We start from the raw sequence: 15,960 nt of genomic DNA on the forward strand, positions 1-15,960 counted from the left end.
TAGGGCAAAAAAACCTAACACTGGGAATTATTTCTTTTTTGACCAGTATGTTATGGATCTCAGGCTGTAACAGTAATGATAATAATGACACCAACTCAGCAAATATAGATCAAATTAATCTAGATAAAAGTGTCAGTGCACAAGTGGGTCTTAGACCACTATTTTTAGTGGATCAAATGCAAGACAGTGAGTTAAAAACTCAATTGGCACAATGCGAGTCAGGGCCTTTTTATCGCACTGATTTTTCCATTGGGCATCGCGGCGCGTCAATGCAGTTTCCTGAGCACACTAAAGAAGCGTATCAGGCGGCAATTAGCTCAGGTGCCGGCATTGTTGAGTGTGATGTCACTTTTACCGCTGACAAAGCCCTTGTGTGCCGCCACTCGCAATGTGACTTAGCTACCACCACCAATATTTTGGCTATTCCCGCGCTTGCCAATAAATGTTCAGTGCCGTTTTCTCCAGCCGATGCTGCCAATGGTGTTAGCGCGACAGCAACTTGTTGCACAAGCGATATTAGCTTGGCTGAATTTAAAACCTTAAAAGGCAAAATGGACGGCTTTAATCCTAAAGCGACCACGGTTGCAGAATTTATGGATGGCACCCCAAATTGGCGCACTGACTTATATGCAGTTAATGGCACGCTAATGACTCACGCTGAAAGCATTGAATTGTTTAAAGCAGCTGGGGTGAAGATGACGCCAGAGCTTAAATCGGCCAGTGTGAGCATGCCCTATGATGGCTTTACTCAACAAGATTATGCCCAAAAAATGCTAGATGAATATGTCGCCGCAGGGGTTGATGCTTCGCAGGTGTTCCCGCAATCATTTAATTTAGATGACGTTAAATACTGGATAGCCAATGCTCCAGAATTTGCCGAACAAGCCGTGTATTTGGATGATCGCAATGATTTTATCAGTGGTTTTGATCCACAAAATAGCGCGACCTGGTCACCGAGTATGGATACCTTAGCAGCAGATGGGATAAAAATTATCGCACCGCCATTATGGATGTTAGTCACTTTAGATAATAACAAGGCGATTATTCCTTCTGAATACGCCAAAGCGGCAAAAGCCGCTGGATTGAAAATTATTGCCTGGTCACTTGAGCGTTCAGGCCAACTCAGTCAAGGTGGTGGCGGTTGGTATTATCAAAGTATTGCCGATGCCATTGATAATGAAGGCGACACCTTTGAACTACTAGATGTGTTAGCAAAAGATGTTGGGGTAATAGGCGTATTTTCAGACTGGCCAGCCACCGTGACTTACTATGCTAACTGTATCGATAAGTAAGCTATAGCTAGTCTTGTCGGCTCAGTCACGTGGCCAGTTTATCGAGTTAATTATGCGTACCTGAGTATGTAATTGATTGGTATGTAAGATATTGGTAGTTGGTAAATAGTCGATTGGCTGATTTAACATAGCTAAAAGCGGGATAATCATCCCGCTTTTTTATGGCTATTTGTTAGCTTTTGTAGGCAAAACTGCCACTTTAAGTATTGCCCCTCTCAATTGGCATCAGGGAGCAAAGCACTAAGCGGGCTTATTTATATTTTTGTTTTACGGTTTCAATCAAAGCTTGCCACTGCGGATACTCTTCGAAACTTTTTTGTAAGTCTCCCCATGGCGATAAAGTGTCATTAATGTCCACCTGTTTACCTTGCTGCGTGGCTAGATAAAGGTAATAAAACGCCGAGGCGCGATAGTTTGCCGCGCAGTGGACAACCACAGGTTGGTTATTATTGGCTTTCATTAATGCAAAAAATTGCTCAACGTTTTCAAGTGTCGGTTGTTGCCAGTCAACGTTGATGTTGTGGTATTGCATGCCAAGGTCGGTAACAATTTTCTGCTCATTTTTAAGCGCATTGGGATTGTCGTTGGGAATTAAGTTAATTACATTTTTAACCCCAGCTTGTTGTAATAATAAAAATTGTTCTGCCGTAGGTAAACCTGCGGTAATAACTTGATTTTGATTAAATTTAACCGCTTTTATTTCAGTTAGCTTGCTGGTGTTTAATTGATCTGCCGCCATGCTATTTCCGCCCGCCAGAAGTAGTAGGATGACTAAGTGGGTCATCATAATGATTTTTAAGTATTTCATTTTTATCCTTGCTGCTGATCATTTCCATTGGTGCAAATTAGCTGGGCTCAAGTTCACGTCTAGTGAACTGGGCTTAACTTAATTGAACTGAACTGAATTTAGCAAAGCAGCGCTATTATTCATACTGGTTTTAATCGTAGGTTTACTTACCTATGTCGTTAATCTGAGAACAAATTCTGCCAGTTGTTGGATATGTCATTAGCTGTTAGCATCATTCCCATGATAATAAACAAGTAGTTAAATTTTTAATCTGCATGATAAATATAACTCAAGGAGTGAGTGTTTCGTGATAATTGCAACCCATGAAGAAAAAGCTAAGTGGCCAATACTCATCATAGTCGGCCTCAATTTGATTTTTACCCTAGTAGATAATCCCAGCAACGTTTTTGGTATTGTGCCAAACATACTTATTATTGCTATCGCTTTTGGCTATCAACATAGGTTGATATTCAATAAGGCCGACGGGGTGGTTGAATACTTTCACGGTATCAAATTATTCAATAGAGGTATTTTTAAGCTTAAAAACGAGTCGATGGATTTTCATTTTGTTGACAAGGTAAAGCTACAAACTATTTTTGGTCGTCACTGTATTGAGGTTTTGTCTAAAACGCCGCAAAGCGGAGCTAGTCGATTTCAAGTCAAACTGGGCACTAAAAAGAGTAAAGTAGTTGAAAAAGAACGCCATATCAAAACTGAACTGGTTAAATTAGGCCTTAACAGTGCTGGTGGTTTTAATGGTGTTGATGAACAAGTGGTACCTGAAAATGGAAAGATGCCGCTGGACGAAAATTCAGTAGCAACATTCAAGCAGCCGTTATCGGCCGCGTTTAGTAAAATAAGCTCTCAAAAGTCGAGTTTTAAAATTGCTAAATGGCTATTACCTTTACCCGTTAATTTTTATCATAAACAGCGAGCGCCGCTATATTTCGCGGTATTTATTGGCGTAGCCATTGGTGTTTCTACCCAGCAATGGTCAGCAGTGGGTGTGTGCATTATTGTTGGGATAGTAGTTTCGCTTATTTCACATATGATTTTAGCTAATCAGTATTATCATGTCCTGGCACAAACCTGTTACGACATTGAAATAACCGCTAAGCAAATTTTTATTCCGGCGTTATTTTTTGATAATCGCCAACCCCGCACGCTACTTTTAGAGCAACTAGATCAAATTGATGTGCAATGGAATTGGTTGCATGTTGGCCATTCTAATGGGCGCTCGCGCGCCCCTAAACCTTACATTTTCGATCTCAACTTTAGCTTACATAATGGCGAGAGGCTGACGATTCCAGGACGGGTATTCGACAGTAATGCCTTTGTGTGTCAGCTAGAGTTTTTTGATTATAAGACCCATATTAATCAGGTCGATACCATACCGCTAAACTGGCGTAAGTATATCTGGATCCCATTAATCATTTTGGGCGTCGTCGCACTGAGTTTTTCACTGTATGCCCTGTGGAACCTCTATTAACGTTATCACTAACATTAGGCGACCAGCATTGGTTTTAATAAAGCCACCGTGCTAATAGGCCAATATATTGATATCGGTATTATCAGATTACGTGCTAGCTCTGAATAAGACACTTAATCTGTTCTAAGCTGGTTTCATAATGCTGGTAATCTAGTTTGATTGGGTAAAACTGCTGATTATGCAGTAACACTAATGACGGAAATCCTTGAATAGGCAGTTGCCTTGCTTGAGTGATTTCAGCGATTAATTGTTGCTCCACTTCCTCGCTTTGCACCTGTTGCTCAAAATGGTTTTTATCCATACCTATGCTGATAGCCAGTTCAGATAACACTGCAATATCAGATGGATTTCTGGCTTGTAAATAATAGGCTTGTTGAATGGCATTAATCATTTGCGATTCTAAGCCCGATGCTCTTGCCACCAAAGCCGCACGGCAACTTGGGTAAGTTGAGCGTCTTGGCTGGCACTGTGTCCAAAAGTCATGGTTAAACTCTGTACCAAGTTGCTGGTGAATGTTATGCCATGTCTGCTGTAAAAATTGTTGCATGTCCAAAGGCATAGGGGCGTTACTGTCGGGCGCCAATCCACCCACTTTTAATGCAATAGCTAACTTATCGGTTAAATGTGCTAACTGGTTTTGCAGTTTTGTCCACGTTGGTTGATAACCCCAGCACCAACTGCACATTGGGTCGTAAACATAATATAGAATCGCTTTATTCATGGTTATTTTACTAATCATCTAACACTTAACAACATAATGGCATATTTTACGTGTCTTTTAAGGATTGTTTAAAATAGTGCGGGCAGGTGGTAAAAAAGTAACTATTTTTCAAAGAACTAAATAAACAACGTAAAACTTGAGAAGCCCTTAACACTCGTTATAATAATGATCCTGATCACAGAAAGGAGAGACGTATGTTCGTAATGGGCTTGTCCAATGATGTCACTGATTCAACTGACGCAACCATTCAAAAAGGCGCTTTTCGTGCCGAAGGTACGTTATGGATTGAGGAAGAGTATTTGCATTTTGAACCTTTCAATCAAGACTTAGCTTACGGCCCTTATGCAATAGAGTTAGATAATATTAAGTCGGTAACGGCTTGTTGGAGCCGTGGTACAGGGGTTATTCCTGTTGATGCTGATTCTATTCAGGTTATTACGCTCGATAGTCAAAAGTTTCGCTTTATTTTGGATTCACCTAAAGAGTGGGCGGAAAAGATTTTGTCTTTGCTAACGCCTAAATTATCACTTAAATCATCACCTAAACCTTCGTCTAAATCATCAGCGAAAAATGCTTAATATGGGCAGTGAACCATTACGTTTAGCGCCAATAACTGAGGCAGATTTACCGACCTTGTTTGCGTTTGAAAGTGATCCTGTAGCCAGCCAAATGGCGGACTTTCCTTCCCGTGATGAAGTGGTTTTTTATCAGCATTGGCAACAAAATGTCATTGGTGTGCCTGAGGCGATAGCGCAAGGTATTTGGTTACAAGATAAGCTTATTGGCAGTATGCTAAGTTGGTACGACCCTAAAGATAGACTAATTGAAAATAGCCGATTAATTGGTTACTGGATTGGCCGTGAATATTGGGGGCAAGGCATCGCGACACAAGCTTTAGCACTGTTTCTACCTTTATTGCCCAAAGAGCCGTTATTTGCCTATGTAGCAGCGCATAATATCGGCTCATTAAAAGTGATTAAGCGCTATGGATTTATCCCCGCGGCATTAACGGCTGAGCAAGCAGCAAGCTTACCTGAGGGATTAGGCTTGTATAAACAGTCGATTAATAAAAGTGCTTAGTGACAGTGGTGGCAAGCGCATTTTTATCGGCGAATAGCGAAAGAGCATTTATGATTTAACCTGCCAATGCTAAAATCTTGCCTTCATTTTGGGAGAACCACATGTCTTTTAGCGCACTTTCATTACATCCGCAGTTATTGTCACGTTTAAGCGCGCTTAAATTTACCCAACCAACGGCGATTCAAGCCGAAACCATACCGGTTATTTTAGCGGGTAAAGATGTGATGGCGGGCGCCCAAACTGGCACAGGAAAAACCGCTGCGTTTTGTCTGCCGATTCTGCATCAATTATTGACTCTGCAAGATAGCCAAATCGCTCAAATTAATGACAACCAAGCTAATGCACAGTTAACCGCTACAAGCTCAGCTAACGTAAGCCTAGTTAATACAAGCCAAGCACGAAAGGTGAAGGCATTAGTGTTAACTCCAACCCGCGAATTAGCTCAGCAAGTGCATCATAATTTAACGCAGTTAATGGCTGATACCGACATTAAAGCCGCATTACTTTACGGTGGTGTTAGCACTCAAGCTCAAATGAGTGAATTAGCCGCAGGAGTTGATATTATTGTTGCCACCCCAGGGCGTTTATTAGACTTATTGCGTCGACGGGCAACCAGCTTATCTGCGGTTGATTACTTTGTCATTGATGAAGCCGACCGCATGTTAGATATGGGCTTTAGAGATGAAATCATCGAAGTATTAAAGCGCTTACCTAAACAGCGCCAAACCTTATTGTTTTCTGCCACCTTAGACGACCGTATTTTTTCATTTAGTAAGCGGTTACTGACCCAGGCCAAAGTGATTGAAACCCATGGCCGCAATCAAACCGCAGTAACAGTTACCGAGCGAGTTTATAATGTTGATGCAGATAAAAAGTGCGATTTACTTTGCAAACTCATTGCCGTTGAAGCATGGCAACAAGTATTAATTTTTAGCCGTACCAAGCAAGATGCCGATGCGTTGGTGAAACAAATGAGTCAACGCGGGGCAAAAGTGGCAGCTTTACATGCGGACTTATCGCAATTAGTACGTGAGCAAGTACTTACTGACTTTAAGGGCGGCCAATTAACGGCTTTAGTCGCTACTGATGTCGCGGCGCGTGGAATTGATATTAGTCAGTTGGATTACGTAGTGAATATGGAGCTGCCGTTTAAACTTGAAGACTATGTACATCGCATTGGCCGCACAGGCCGAACAGGGCAAGCTGGCCATGCCATTACTTTATTCAGTGTCGACGATGAACCGTTGTTAATAAAGCTAGAAGCGTATTTAGATAAACGTTTACCGCAGCAATGGTACCCAGGCTTCGAGCCCGACTTAACCCAGGTTGCGCCAGTAACACGTAAAACTAAGAAGGGCTCGTTAAAGCAACAGGCTAGGCAAAAAGCATTGGCGCAATCAAAGCGTTAAGTTGATATTTCAAAATTCTGTGGGAGTGAATGGGATCACTGGATCATAACCGCCAGCTTGAGCTGGAGGGTTAAAAGTGGCGGGGAGATCATGCATTCTTTAGCCAGTGCGATGATTGCAGGTTGTATTATTTTACGAATAGCAGCTAAACGTTATTTCGCTTATGTTGCCGCACTAAATAGGCTATCTTGTATTATAAAGTATGCAAAAATACCAAGATGTTGATTATCTGCTGCGAGTAAATCGTTCCAAGGAGTTGTTCTATGCTGATTGAACATGACATTGCTGATGTATGTGTTGGAATGTATGTGGTTGAAATCACCGAATCTAAAGGTAAGTTTTCATTATCAAAGCCTGGGGTGCTTAAAAGTCAGCGTGTTATCGATGCATTAAAACAAAAGTCTGTTACTAAGCTTTTGATTGATACAAGTAAAACAGAGAAAATCCCAGCGGAAGTGATAAAAAGCGAACCTATTCCTGACATACAGCCGCTACAACAAACGCCTAAACTCGCCACCATTGAGAAAAATTTTTTTAATCATGAATTAACCAAAGCTCGTCAAGTTTTTGATTAGTCTAAAAATATCCAAAAAAAGTTATTTCATAATGCACAACATGGTTTGCCGTTAGACATGGGGCCTGTGCAAAAAATTACTACTGAATCGACAGATTTAATTTTCAATAACCCAAATGCATTATCGTGTGTAATTAATATTCGTAATAAAGACGAATATTTACTAGAACACTCTGTGTCGGTATCAGTTTTGATGACTATGTTTGCCGTATATAAAAAAATCGATAAAGACATTGTTAACCAACTCGCTATCGGAGCATTTTTACACGATGTTGGTAAAATCATGATCCCCGATCGCATTCTGAATAAGCCAAATAGATTAACTGATGAAGAGTTTCATATTATGAAAACTCATGCCAGTTATTCAATTGACATCATGAAAAATACTCCAGGTATCAGTACACTCAGTTTAGAGGTGGCCAGTTTACACCATGAAAAACTCAATGGATTAGGTTACCCATTTGGCGTATCAGCAGACAAGATTAGCCTTTACGGAAGAATGATCAGCATTTGCGATATTTTTGATGCACTTACTTCGCACCGTTGCTACAAACAAGGGTACGCCCAAGTAAAGGCCTTCAGTATTTTACGGGTATTAGCTGAAAACAATGAATTAGATAAAGACTTAGTTGATCAATTTATTCGTTGTATGGGAGTTTACCCTGTGGGTTCTGTGGTGCAACTCGCATCAAATAGGCTGGCTATTGTTGAAGGCCATAATCCTAAAGACCCTATTCGTCCACTTGTTAGGCCATTTTACCATTTAAAACCAGATCACTTTGAAGTAGGACAAAAAATTGACTTGGCCACAGTCACTGATGAGCTAATCGTTAAATGCGTTCGTGCAGATGATTTTAATTTGAATATGGAACAAATTATTGAGTATTTAGCTCATGAAGGCTAGCTTGCAAACCAAGTTCATTTATTGTTTGGTAATGAGAATGAGTTATCCCGCCAGCCATATTTTATCCCGAGCAGTCTATTGAGTTTAGTGTGGGTAAACCGTAAAAAAGCCAGTGACTTTGTCACTGGCTTTTTTATATAAAGTGCCTTGCTGCTAACTAAAGCTTAATCCTTGTGGCCTTTATGCTCTTTATCTTTTTTGTGTTTCTTATTGTGTTTCTTGTCATGTTTGTCATGTTTATCATGGTAATAAGGGACGTATTCGTTGTTGTACCAGTTGTCCTGAACAAATAGTACTCGCTCACCACAGGCATTGTAGCGGTGACAATGTTTATCCCATTTTTTGGCGTGTTTATCGGGTACCCGTAAATAAACAACTGGGCGGGAGATAATGACTGATTCAATCATCATAGGCTCGGCGTAGATAAGTTGTGGCGGTGACACATTGCCAAGATCTATCCGGCCATAGAATCCAGGTTGACCTATATTAATGGAAACCCCAACATCTGCGGCGACAGCCTCGAAGCCGAAACTCGTGGTCACTAACACGGTAGCGAAAAGTAAACGCATCATAATGAAAATCCTTTGGAATCGAGAATTGGCCTAGATGAAGCCTGTTAATAGAATCCAGCAAAGCTAGGTTCAGTACTTCAAATAGGGAAAGATGACATTCTAACTGTGGTGCCTAGGGCCTGTCGATTTTCGCTGCAAAAACAACTTTGAAAGATCAACAGATCTAGTATGTAGACTATATTTTGTTAATTAGTTCAGTGGATAAATGTGGCTTAAGGGCTATACCACTGCAGGATAACCTAGAATGCATCTATCGGTAGAGACTTACAAGACTATCTGATAAAAATATTTTCTCTATGATTGCGTTTTGCCAACTTTGGTTACGGATTCTGGGTAACGACCTAATTTATAAAGAATCTTAAATCCGTTATGTTAGTTTATGATAAAAATGGGTTTAATTTTTACTGTTGAGTGTCGATGTTTTTTTAAGACAGTTGTCATTTCGGAGTTGATATACTGACCTGGTCAACTGAATTCGGTCACCCTAGTTAAGTTCGTTACGCCACTTCTGTTAACGGCTTATCCGTACGCTCAAATTCATTGGGACTTTGGTAATTAAGGTATGAATGCATCCGTTGGCTGTTGTACCACATAGTGATGTAATTCAAGACATCTTGTTGAGCTGCGTAGCGTGTTCGATAATTGCGCCAATGAACTCGTTCCTGCTTCAAGCTTCCGAAAAAGCTTTCAGCTACTGCATTATCCCAACAACATCCTTTTTTACTCATACTGCCGACAAACTTATGCAGCCTCAGTATTCGTCTATATTGATGGCTCGCATATTGAACACCTTGATCTGAGTGTATTATCAATCCAGCTTTAGGTTTTCGTTGCCATATAGCCATTGTGAGCGCATCACAAACGAGTAGTGCCTTCATTCTGCTGCCCATACTCCAACCAACAACTTTACGGGAATAGAGATCGATTACGACGGCTAAATACAGCCATCCTTCGGCAGTCCATATGTACGTAATATCTTGAACCCACGCTTGATTGGCGCATTGAACATCAAAATCCTGTTCAAGCTCATTTTCATATATAGGCTTCTTGTGGCCGCTGTTGGTTGTTGCTTTGTACTTCTTTTTATAGCGCACCCAAACGTTTGCTTCTTTCATCAGTTGCGATGTTTTCCTACGCCCAACAGGGTAATCAAGGGAATTCAATGCCTTTTGAATGCGTCTTTGTCCGTAGGTGTTATCGCTAAACTCGGCAATATCCTTAACCCACTGCAACATCTCTTGATGCTCTGTATCAACAGGTGACTGAGACTTCCGCTTTTGATAGCTGTAGTAATTATTGTTTTTCACACCCAACACGTGACACATTAATATCACAGGCCAGATCTTCTTATTTTGGGTAATAAACGCGTATTTCACTTCGTTTCTTTGGCAAAGAAGACCGTCGCTTTTTTTAATATTTCACGCTCTATTTCTAAGCGCTTTACTTGTGCCTTTAGCTTGCGGATCTCTTCCTGCTCAGGTGTCAGCTTGCCGTTGCCTCTAAATGCATGACCATCATCATTTTCTGCTTCTTTTATCCAGCGGCCGAGCAGTTGAGGAGTCACCTCTAAATTTCTAGCGGCTTCAGCAATACTGTAATTTTGCTCTCTTACCAGTGTAATGGCATCAAGCTTGAATTCTTTTGAATAGGATTTACGTGTTTTCATTTGAATCTCCAGTTAAATCAATTATGTCTTAACTGGGTTAGTCGTATCAATTAAACCACGTCATAATCAAAGGCATCATCTTATTTGCTGTATTACTGATCTCCGGCTGTAGTTCTGCTTCGACAGCATTATCGTTAACCGCCGAGTCTGAGCAGGCTAATAAGATTAAGGTATTAAATTTTGGTAGTTTTCACTTGGCGCGACCAATGATGCTACCAAAGTGGCGTTTTATGAAAATTTATTCCAATTTAAATCGAATAAAAATGCATTCAAAAGATAGAGTGTTCATTTTGATGGGCTCAGCACACACCGCTATGCTGAAGGAGTTTATCAACCGTAGCCCTAAGTTTGAAATGGTGGACACTGCCTTGTATTTGCAACCGTTAGCACTGACTCCATTTGGTAATTAGCCCTTGCATCTTGATTGCTGCATTAGGGCTGTTTCTGTTATCATCACCGATCCGATATTCTACCTCTATCATTGTCGCGGATTAACCAAAACCAGTGATGGAGAAAGACTAGAATACGCGCTTAAAATATGTGATATCTATCGACAGCTTTTCGCCTACAGGTAACCTTTATGATTAACCACTTCACTGTACTGGGTGTTAAAGCCAGTGCCAAAGAAGATGAAATTAAAAAAGCCTATAAACGTTTATCCAACAAGTATCATCCAGATAAACTACTCTTAGCCTCAGATGAAGAACGGCAGCAAGCAGCAGTGCAACTGCAAAGAGTGAAGCAAGCTTATGACGTGCTAAGTGATAAAAAGCTTAGAAACGCATTCATCAAAGACTTTAATAACGTGATAGTGACCGATCCTACTGCCGCAATGCGCGAGCTGTGGGACCAATTTTACCCTTGAGTATCCCATGGCCAAATCATTAAATATTGCTCGTATCCATGAGCTTAAAAACAATGCCTATGACAATATCGAGTCATATAACGATCCTGATACACCAAAGGCATTAGAGAATTTTTCTCGTCAGATAAAAGAAATTTTACTGGCCGATATCAGCATGCTGTCTTCAGTACCTGAATACTTACCCGTTGCCCTTTTTGGCCAGGTTAAGTTTGCCGCTGATGCTCAACTTAAGTGGGCGCATTGGATTGATAACGCTATTCAGCCAGAGTGGGACGAATTTAAAGTCAGTATTGCGTTTAATAATAGCGATATACCGTTAGTGCAAGCTGTGCGTGCCCAAGGTGAGTCGTTACTGATTGAAAGTTGCGCGGTATTATATTTGCTGAATCAAGAAGCCAATGGCTCGCAGAAAAAAGCCAAGCCAGCACATGAAGATGACGACGAAGAATACGGTCAATCTAATAGCGACTATGACGATGATGACGATGATAGCGATGAAGAAGGCTATTACGATCAATACGATGATGAGGACAGATAATGACAACCAGTTTGATTGAAATTGCCGCTCAAGAAATAAAGCAACTTGCGGACGTTGAACCACAGCAAGCCAGCAAGCGTTTTGAGATTATCGCTAATACCATGACCGACGCCCAACTTGTGGACGTTATTGAGCTGATGGATATCGTTACCTTGACGCAAATCAACAGCCATCATGACATTTCTTGCCCGTCAATCATGTCTGAGTTGATGAGCCCAGAGCAAATTCGCGACATCGTTTGTCAGCAACCCTTATATTGGGAAGAACAAATAAAAACCAATGCCGATGAGCTGCTTGCGCATACCTTTGAGTTTTTAACGTATTTAATCCGCATTCAAGGCAGCGAAGAAAAACAAGCCGCTATTTTGGAATGTATTGCTGAAGATCCCGCTGGTTTGTTCTATTTATCCATTCCTTTCATTGAGCTTATTCTTGCGCCCAGTGAAGCAGAGGAAGGTTCACCAGAACGTGATAATTATGACGATGAAGATGATGGCACCACAGTGGGTTACGACAACTGGCATGCCAGTGAAGAGTCGCACAGCCTTAGTATGGATGATCCACGCAGCTTAATGGCACTTATTCAAGAGCTTACACCAGAGGTTGCCAAGTCGATTAAGAACTTACTGCGCAACGAAAGTTCTGGTTGGGAACAAATCATCGCTAAGTTCGTTAATGAATTGGTTTTACAGGCGAAAGATAAAAACCAAGTGGCCGATGAATATGCGGAAGTTGACGATATGTTTAGCTTTTTAGATTAAGGATGCCAACTATGCAACTGGCATTACGGGACCCAAATCAAGGGCCATACCTGTCAAAGGTCATCGCTTACGGTCAAAGTGAAAACACGCTAAGCCAAGAACAGCTTGAACAAATAAAAGCTAAGGCGATTTTAATGAGCCTTAAGCTGGCCGATAAGTTTTATAACAAGCATAAAGTGCACTTGTTAGAACATGCCGCCCATGATGTTATTGGTGTGGTCAGCATAGGGCTTATTGCGCTAACAGGACAAGAGCCGGCAACGTCGCTGCCTTTACTGCAAAGTCCAGATGGTGTGCTGAAATGCTTTCAAAAGGGCTGGAGTTTACTCACCCACGCAAGCAGCTTGAACACCAATAAGTCACTTTATGGTGATGTGAGCGAAAGCTTGCTTGAAAATGTGTCTAGCCCTCCGGATATGGAGGAATGGTTAGGTTGGCAAAGCTATCAAAGTGCGTTAACTGAGCATCAGCGCCAACAAGGTATTAAAGCGCTATTGCAGGCGTTTTATGTCACTTCAGATCACGACCCTTTAGATTGTCTAAATCTTGAAGCTGTGTTGGCTGAAGCGGTTATTTATCGCACTTTATTTGCCGATCGCGGTGTAAGGCAAGATCTTAAAAAACGCTTAGGTAAAATTGAGCTTGATGATGCTTGGTTTAATGGCGATTACTTGATGGCGCAAACTGAAAGTGCCCTGAGTAAATTACCCCAAGAGTTAGCCGAGATAATTCGTCAAGATTTGAGCAAGCATTACATTCAAGGTTTATTACGTACCTTAAGTTTTGCAAAAAACTATCGCGAGTTGCAAATGCAAGGTGCCAGTATCGAAAAGCTTGAGCGCTTTGAGCAAAAAGAAGGCCTACACGGCTTACTGGGTTGGCCGCTATACTTGGACTTATAAAGAAAGTTGGTTTTATAAAAAGAGTTGGATTTATAGAAACAGCTAGCGTTTAGACGCTGCTAACGTAATCGTGTTTACGGTGTTATATGGTCTCAACCTAGTCTCAACTTAATTTCACTTTAGCCTCAACAAAAAATAGCGACCTTGGGTCGCTATTTTTTTAACGACACTTTCCTGTCTTTTAATTGCCATCTTTCTGTCATCTAATTGATGCTCAATTGTCATAAATCCCGCTTATCTTATGTCCGGAAACTAATCTTATAAAAAGAAAGTTTACTTGTTGCAGATGACAACGATCTTGAAAACACCTAGACATTCAAAGGACATATTATGAGCAAAGCGACATTTGATCCACGACGTTTTAACCAAAGCGATAACACACCATTTGCACAGGTGATGGAAAAACATTTATCTCGTCGTAACTTTGTTAAAAGAGGCCTAGGGATAGGTGCGATGACCGCATTCGCCGGTGTGGGTTTAACCGCATGTGGCTCAGACGATAATACAGTAACCCCTAATCCAACGCCGACTCCGACACCTACACCGACTCCAACGCCGCCAACAAAAAGTTCAGCAGTGTTAGGTTTTGAGTCTATTGCGGGTTCAAAAACCGATGCAGTGACTATTCCTGCCGGTTATTCAGCCTATGTGCTTGCACCTTGGGGCACGCCACTAAATGCTAAAGCAGCAGCATGGAAAGCCGATGGCACTAATACAGGTGAAGACCAAGCAAACTCTGTGGGTATGCACCATGATGGTATGCATTTTTTCCCACTAAATGACTCAAATGATGATGGTTTACTCTGTATTAACCATGAATATATTGATGAAGATGCGCTGCACCCAACAGGACCAACCTTTGATGCCAATGGCAAGCGCACCATAATTGATGAAATTCGCAAAGAGATTAATGCCCATGGCGTATCTGTTGTGCGCATTAAGCTGAATAACGGCATGTGGGAAGTGGTTAGCAATGATGCCCATAATCGCCGTTTCACTGGTGCTAGCGTAATGGATATTGCGGGGCCAATGGCTTATACCAGTTACTTAGAAACACGTTATTCACCCGATGGCAGCCAGGCTCGCGGTACATTAAATAACTGTGGTAACGGCAGCACGCCTTGGGGCACTTATTTAACCTGTGAAGAAAACTGGCCAGGTTACTTTGTCAATAAAGGCACATTACCAGCAGACCAATCACGCATTGGTATTTCAACTTCAGATACCCGTTATGGCTGGGATCATCTAGCGGGTGATGATGATGAACGACTCGATGAATTTGCGCGTTTTAACATTACGCCTTCAGGTAGCAGCGCCGGTCAAGACTACCGTAATGAAGCTAACGGCCACGGCTATATTGTTGAAATTGACCCATATAACCCCAATTCACGCGCAGTTAAACGTACCGCATTAGGCCGTTTTCGCCATGAAGGGTGTACTTTTGGTAAGTTAGAAGAAGGTAAACCAATTACCTTCTATTCTGGTCATGACTCTCGTTTTGAATACTTATATAAGTTTGTCTCTGATGCGGTGTGGACAGCAGCAGATGCGAATACCAACAATCGCATTGCGATGGGTGATAAGTACATGAATGCTGGCACCTTGTATGTGGCTAAGTTTAGCGAAGACGGTGTGGGTGAGTGGTTACCATTAACCCTAGATGCCGTAACAAAAGATGGCAGCACCTTAGCCAGCAGTTTTGATTCACAGGCAGCGATTATTCTAAACACAGCCGGCGCAGCCGACTTGGTTGGTGCCACACCAATGGACCGTCCTGAATGGGCAACAGTAGACCCGTTTACCGGCAGTGTTTACTTAACATTGACTAATAACACTAAACGTACTGAAGCAAATGCAGCCAACCCACGTTTGAAGAATAGTTTTGGTCATGTCATTCGTTGGGACGAAGGCGATAAAGCTACCGATTTTAGCTGGGATATCTTTGTATTTGGCGCTCCTGCTGACGGCGATGCTGATACTAACTTGTCAGGCTTGGACGACTTAAATCAATTTGCTAGCCCAGATGGTTTAGCGTTTGATGCTCGCGGTATTTTATGGGTACAAACCGATAACGGTGCTGATGAAGTGACCTCTTATACTAATGATCAAATGCTAGCGGTTGTGCCATCTACTTTGGTTGATGCAGATGGTAAGCAACAAGTGATTAGTGCAGAAACACAAGCACAGTTAAAGCGCTTCTTTGTTGGCCCTAATGATTGTGAAGTAACAGGCTTTGCTATCACGCCAGATTATAAAACAGCGTTTGTTAATATTCAGCATCCAGGCAACTGGCCATACTCGAATAACGCCACCGAAGTTACTCCAGCGGGTACTCAGTTACGTCCTCGCGCTGCGACTGTGATGATCCGTAAAAATGATGGCGGCGAAATCGGTATTTAA

Annotated in this window: 15 protein-coding genes and 1 pseudogene; 12 read left to right on the forward strand and 4 right to left on the reverse strand. The window is 41.6% G+C overall.

Annotation, left to right across the window (positions count from 1 at the left end; genetic code table 11):
- Window positions 1-47: 47 nt before the first annotated feature.
- Complete coding sequence (locus L0B17_RS04450; RefSeq protein ID WP_443019937.1) at window positions 48-1,292, forward strand: glycerophosphodiester phosphodiesterase family protein; 1,245 nt, start codon at window positions 48-50, stop codon at window positions 1,290-1,292.
- 250 nt (window positions 1,293-1,542) lie between these two features.
- Here L0B17_RS04450 and L0B17_RS04455 read toward each other — a convergent pair whose 3' ends face one another.
- Window positions 1,543-2,100, reverse strand: coding sequence for a protein tyrosine phosphatase family protein (locus tag L0B17_RS04455; protein WP_235087885.1), 558 nt, complete (start codon window positions 2,098-2,100; stop codon window positions 1,543-1,545).
- Window positions 2,101-2,386: 286 nt separating this feature from the next.
- Between L0B17_RS04455 and L0B17_RS04460 the strand changes: the two genes are divergently transcribed.
- Window positions 2,387-3,568 carry a hypothetical protein gene (locus tag L0B17_RS04460; protein ID WP_235087887.1) on the forward strand — a complete coding sequence of 394 codons (1,182 nt, stop codon included), beginning with the start codon at window positions 2,387-2,389 and terminating at the stop codon, window positions 3,566-3,568.
- A gap of 94 nt (window positions 3,569-3,662) precedes the next feature.
- On the opposite strand, the gene L0B17_RS04465 is transcribed toward L0B17_RS04460, so the two are convergent.
- Window positions 3,663-4,289: a DsbA family protein gene (locus L0B17_RS04465; RefSeq protein ID WP_235087889.1), complete on the reverse strand. Its 627-nt coding sequence runs from the start codon at window positions 4,287-4,289 to the stop codon at window positions 3,663-3,665.
- Window positions 4,290-4,483: 194 nt separating this feature from the next.
- On the opposite strand from L0B17_RS04465, the gene L0B17_RS04470 reads away from it, so the two are divergent.
- From L0B17_RS04470 to L0B17_RS04485, 4 genes and pseudogenes are all read left to right on the forward strand, one after another.
- A complete protein-coding gene (locus L0B17_RS04470) occupies window positions 4,484-4,867 on the forward strand; it encodes a hypothetical protein (RefSeq protein ID WP_235087891.1) in 384 nt (127 codons plus the stop codon).
- Between the two features lies 1 nt (window position 4,868).
- Window positions 4,869-5,369: a GNAT family N-acetyltransferase gene (locus tag L0B17_RS04475; RefSeq protein WP_235087893.1), complete on the forward strand. Its 501-nt coding sequence runs from the start codon at window positions 4,869-4,871 to the stop codon at window positions 5,367-5,369.
- Between the two features lie 101 nt (window positions 5,370-5,470).
- Entirely contained in the window at window positions 5,471-6,778 is a 1,308-nt protein-coding gene (locus tag L0B17_RS04480; RefSeq protein WP_235087895.1) for a DEAD/DEAH box helicase, read from the forward strand.
- Between the two features lie 263 nt (window positions 6,779-7,041).
- A pseudogene (locus L0B17_RS04485) lies at window positions 7,042-8,256 on the forward strand (HD-GYP domain-containing protein).
- Between the two features lie 164 nt (window positions 8,257-8,420).
- Here L0B17_RS04485 and L0B17_RS04490 read toward each other — a convergent pair.
- Together L0B17_RS04490 and L0B17_RS04495 are read right to left on the reverse strand one after the other, a co-directional pair.
- Window positions 8,421-8,828: a hypothetical protein gene (locus tag L0B17_RS04490; protein WP_235087897.1), complete on the reverse strand. Its 408-nt coding sequence runs from the start codon at window positions 8,826-8,828 to the stop codon at window positions 8,421-8,423.
- Window positions 8,829-9,325: 497 nt separating this feature from the next.
- Window positions 9,326-10,494, reverse strand: a protein-coding gene (locus tag L0B17_RS04495) for an IS3 family transposase (RefSeq protein ID WP_235084953.1) whose coding sequence is annotated in 2 segments (ribosomal slippage) — window positions 9,326-10,248 and window positions 10,248-10,494 — 1,170 coding nt in all. Because the reading frame shifts where the segments join, the coding sequence is not laid out codon by codon here.
- Between the two features lie 230 nt (window positions 10,495-10,724).
- Here L0B17_RS04495 and L0B17_RS04500 point away from each other — a divergent pair.
- From L0B17_RS04500 to L0B17_RS04525, 6 genes are all read left to right on the forward strand, one after another.
- Window positions 10,725-10,904: a DUF5694 domain-containing protein gene (locus L0B17_RS04500; protein ID WP_235087898.1), complete on the forward strand. Its 180-nt coding sequence runs from the start codon at window positions 10,725-10,727 to the stop codon at window positions 10,902-10,904.
- Window positions 10,905-11,074: 170 nt separating this feature from the next.
- Window positions 11,075-11,359 carry a cold adaptation protein ActJcold adaptation protein ActJ gene (gene atcJ / locus L0B17_RS04505; protein WP_235087900.1) on the forward strand — a complete coding sequence of 95 codons (285 nt, stop codon included), beginning with the start codon at window positions 11,075-11,077 and terminating at the stop codon, window positions 11,357-11,359.
- Between the two features lie 7 nt (window positions 11,360-11,366).
- Window positions 11,367-11,897, forward strand: coding sequence for a cold adaptation protein AtcA (gene atcA, locus L0B17_RS04510; protein ID WP_235087902.1), 531 nt, complete (start codon window positions 11,367-11,369; stop codon window positions 11,895-11,897).
- The gene (atcB, locus tag L0B17_RS04515; protein ID WP_235087904.1) at window positions 11,897-12,658 is read left to right on the forward strand and encodes a cold adaptation protein AtcB; all 762 of its coding nucleotides are present in this window, start codon (window positions 11,897-11,899) and stop codon (window positions 12,656-12,658) included. Before atcA ends, atcB begins: the two co-directional genes overlap by 1 nt.
- 11 nt (window positions 12,659-12,669) lie before the next feature.
- Window positions 12,670-13,560 carry a cold adaptation protein AtcC gene (gene atcC / locus L0B17_RS04520; protein WP_235087905.1) on the forward strand — a complete coding sequence of 297 codons (891 nt, stop codon included), beginning with the start codon at window positions 12,670-12,672 and terminating at the stop codon, window positions 13,558-13,560.
- A gap of 330 nt (window positions 13,561-13,890) precedes the next feature.
- The gene (locus L0B17_RS04525) at window positions 13,891-15,960 is read left to right on the forward strand and encodes a PhoX family protein (RefSeq protein ID WP_235087907.1); all 2,070 of its coding nucleotides are present in this window, start codon (window positions 13,891-13,893) and stop codon (window positions 15,958-15,960) included.

The organism is Shewanella sp. OMA3-2, assembly GCF_021513195.1.
Lineage (GTDB): Bacteria > Pseudomonadota > Gammaproteobacteria > Enterobacterales > Shewanellaceae > Shewanella.

Excerpts from the sequence above, each read along its gene's own strand:
- L0B17_RS04470 (WP_235087891.1), top strand. The coding sequence starts at position 4,484 with ATGTTCGTAATGGGCTTGTCCAATGATGTCACTGATTCAACTGACGCA.
- L0B17_RS04455 (WP_235087885.1), bottom strand. The coding sequence starts at position 2,100 with ATGAAATACTTAAAAATCATTATGATGACCCACTTAGTCATCCTACTA.
- L0B17_RS04480 (WP_235087895.1), top strand. The coding sequence starts at position 5,471 with ATGTCTTTTAGCGCACTTTCATTACATCCGCAGTTATTGTCACGTTTA.
- L0B17_RS04465 (WP_235087889.1), bottom strand. The coding sequence starts at position 4,289 with ATGAATAAAGCGATTCTATATTATGTTTACGACCCAATGTGCAGTTGG.
- atcC (WP_235087905.1), top strand. The coding sequence starts at position 12,670 with ATGCAACTGGCATTACGGGACCCAAATCAAGGGCCATACCTGTCAAAG.
- atcA (WP_235087902.1), top strand. The coding sequence starts at position 11,367 with ATGGCCAAATCATTAAATATTGCTCGTATCCATGAGCTTAAAAACAAT.
- atcJ (WP_235087900.1), top strand. The coding sequence starts at position 11,075 with ATGATTAACCACTTCACTGTACTGGGTGTTAAAGCCAGTGCCAAAGAA.
- L0B17_RS04450 (WP_443019937.1), top strand. The coding sequence starts at position 48 with ATGTTATGGATCTCAGGCTGTAACAGTAATGATAATAATGACACCAAC.
- L0B17_RS04500 (WP_235087898.1), top strand. The coding sequence starts at position 10,725 with ATGAAAATTTATTCCAATTTAAATCGAATAAAAATGCATTCAAAAGAT.
- L0B17_RS04525 (WP_235087907.1), top strand. The coding sequence starts at position 13,891 with ATGAGCAAAGCGACATTTGATCCACGACGTTTTAACCAAAGCGATAAC.
- L0B17_RS04475 (WP_235087893.1), top strand. The coding sequence starts at position 4,869 with ATGGGCAGTGAACCATTACGTTTAGCGCCAATAACTGAGGCAGATTTA.
- L0B17_RS04490 (WP_235087897.1), bottom strand. The coding sequence starts at position 8,828 with ATGATGCGTTTACTTTTCGCTACCGTGTTAGTGACCACGAGTTTCGGC.
- atcB (WP_235087904.1), top strand. The coding sequence starts at position 11,897 with ATGACAACCAGTTTGATTGAAATTGCCGCTCAAGAAATAAAGCAACTT.